This window comes from Gemmatimonadota bacterium (genome assembly GCA_026706345.1).
Classification (GTDB): Bacteria; JAAXHH01; JAAXHH01; order JAAXHH01; family JAAXHH01; genus JAAXHH01.
In genome coordinates, this window is the sequence record JAPOYX010000153.1 from 1 (window position 1) to 2,736 (window position 2,736).

3 protein-coding genes are annotated in these 2,736 nt (G+C 61.9%); 1 reads left to right on the forward strand and 2 read right to left on the reverse strand.

Features of this window, described 5'->3' with window-relative positions; all coding sequences use genetic code 11:
* A partial coding sequence (locus OXG98_10175) for a TonB-dependent receptor (GenBank protein MCY3772370.1) occupies positions 1-814 on the forward strand: 814 nt, incomplete at its 5' end.
* 30 nt (positions 815-844) lie between these two features.
* Here OXG98_10175 and gtdA read toward each other — a convergent pair.
* Complete coding sequence (gene gtdA, locus OXG98_10180) at positions 845-1,924, reverse strand: gentisate 1,2-dioxygenase (GenBank protein MCY3772371.1); 1,080 nt, start codon at positions 1,922-1,924, stop codon at positions 845-847.
* 44 nt (positions 1,925-1,968) lie between these two features.
* On the reverse strand, positions 1,969-2,736 hold a 768-nt coding region (locus tag OXG98_10185), incomplete at its 5' end, for a fumarylacetoacetate hydrolase family protein (GenBank protein ID MCY3772372.1).

Here is a 2,736-nt window from a genome sequence, read left to right on the forward strand (position 1 = left end):
CTGCGCATTCGCCGTTCCGGCGTCTGCCCGGTTTTCAGGCACACACAGCGGTACCCCCAACCTGTCGGAAGAAACGGCCGACACCGTGACTTACGGTTTCGTGTTCCAGCCCTCGTTCCTGCCCGGTTTCAACTTCACGGTGGACTACTGGGATATCAGGATCGAAGACGCCATCCAGTCGGTCACGGCTCAGGACATCGTGAACAGCTGTTACCAGGGCGAATCCCTCAATGACAACTTCTGTACGCTGTTTACTCGTAACGCGACGCCGACGTCGGCTCAGTTCGGGGGATTCAATTTCATCCGGTTCACCGACATCAACTTCGCGAGGCTTGAGACCGACGGCATTGACGCGAGCGTCGGGTACAACTTCGGCTTTGGCGCTCACGACTTCGAAGCGACAGTCACCGGGACCAAGGTCAACTCGCTGAACAACTTCACCAACCCCACCAACCTGAACGATATCGACGTGGAGCTGGGCGAAATCCTGCGCCCCGAAATGGCCGGCAACATCCTGCTGCGCTGGACGTGGGGCGATCTGAGCATCGGCTGGCAGTCCCAATACCTGGGAGACATGCTGTTGGGCTCCGCCAGAGTGGAAATCGATACCGCACAAACCCTGTTCGGCGACGCGGTATTCCTGGACGGCGTCTGGATTCACGATGTGAACGCCCGATACGATGTCGGCGACGACATGACCTTTTACGGCGGCATCAACAACGTGACCCATACGGATCCGTTCATATCCGAGAACGCCTTTCCGGCCACCCCGCGTGGACGGATGATTTTTGTCGGCGGAAACTATCGCCTGTAGGCGCTCCGGATTGTTGTGGGCGATCCGGGATTAAGCTCGGGCTCTCTGCTCACGCCAGAGCCCGAGTTTCTCCTGCAGTCCGCGGTCGGAGAAGCTGAACAACATGACGTCTTCGCCGCCGGCGATGTGACGGTGTTGCGACCAGATAGGAACCGCAAAGGTGTCCTTCGGTCCCCACTCCAGCACCTCATCGCCGATTTCTGTGCGTCCGGAGCCCTCGATCACCGAGTAGACACAGGCGTCCGTCTGCCGGTAGGGCGCCCCGCGGAACCCGGCCGGCAATAGCTGGAGGAAGGCAGACAGCGTCGGTATGGCGTCGTCTCCGGTGAGCGGATTGGTGTACCGGGTTTTCACGCCGTGGCATGGGTCCGGTTCGCTGGACTTGCTTATTGCTGCCAACGCTTCCCGAGTCCGTTCATAGGTGTAATTGACCACGGGCGTGTACGCGGCGCGGTGTTCATGCCCAAGGGGGACGACACCCATCCCGTAACGCACCGACGAATCGCCGGGTGGCCGCGTTTCGGGATGCTGGAATCCTGGATAAGCCTCGAAATATGTCAGTCCGAGCTTGTCGGTGAGAGGCCAGTCCAGGCCGTCAAGCCAGATCATCGGCTCATCGGTTTCGTTGCCATGGTCGTGCCATGTTCTTGACGGCGTGACCACGAAGTCCCCCGGATACATGTAGGTGCGCTCGCCGTTCACGGCGGTGTAGGCGCCGCCGCCCTCAAGGATGAATCGGAATGCAGCGGGGCTGTGTCGATGGGAAGGCGCCACCTCGCCCGGCATGACAAGCTGGTAGCCGGCGTAGATCGTCGGCGTCACCGCCATGTTCGGCTTGAGCCCCGGATTCATCAGCGCGAGCACGCGACGCTCCGCTTCCTCCGCCGAGATGAGCTCCCCGCTTCGCATCACCAGCGGCCGCACTTCGCTGTACCGCCAGAGCGCCGGCGCCATCCCGGGGCCCGGCTCGGTCCGGTTGGCGAACTGATTCATCTCTTCCCACAGCGGCCAGAGCTTCGCGCCCCGCACGTCGCTATAGAAATCCGGACAGGCCTCCTTCAGTTCCGCCGCGCCGACGTGAACATGCCTCGGGTCGAGTTTCGTTGCCATGGAATCCCTCTCGGGGACCGGGTTACAAATCCGACCCCGCCAAGTCAGCGAACCGGTACGCGCATGGCGCCGATGCCCTCGATTTCGCACTCCAGTGCGTCCCCCGGCTTGACGGGTCCGACACCGGCCGGCGTACCGGTGTAGATCACATCTCCCGGCAAGAGCGTGTAGAACTCCGAGCATTTGGCGATCAACATCTGCACATCGTATATCAGGTGCCGCGTGTTGGAGTCCTGGCGGATTTCTCCGTTGAGCCTCAACCGCAGATCGAGGTTGTTCGGATCCTCGATCTCTTCCGCTGTGGCCAGCCAGGGGCCCAGCACCGAGTAGGAGTCGACGGACTTGCGGATGCTGCGGTCCTCGGCACCTCGCACCGTCATGTCCAGGCCCATCGTGTAGCCGGCCACGCAGTCCAGCGCCCGGTCGCGCGCGACGCCGCGCGCTTCCCGGCCGATCACCACCGCAAGCTCGAGTTCGTGATCCGTGCGCCGGTCCGGAAAACTGCGTGTGACACCCTGGCCCGGACCCACCAGCGACGAGCACGCCTTCAGGAAACACAGCGATTCGCTGATAGGCTTGATTACGTTCTGATCGAATACGATGCCTTCGTCTGCCTCGGCTTCATCGATGTGGGTCTGGTAATTGACCGGTGCGCCGATCAACTTGGTGGGATTGGCCACGGGACTGTCGAGGGAGACCTGGTCGATGTCGATGATTGTCGCTTCAGGCAGTACTTCCTCGACGCGTTCGCGTACCGGGCCGAGATGGCGGATCAGCAGATCGCCCCGGGCCGGCAACGGCCAGCGAACCTC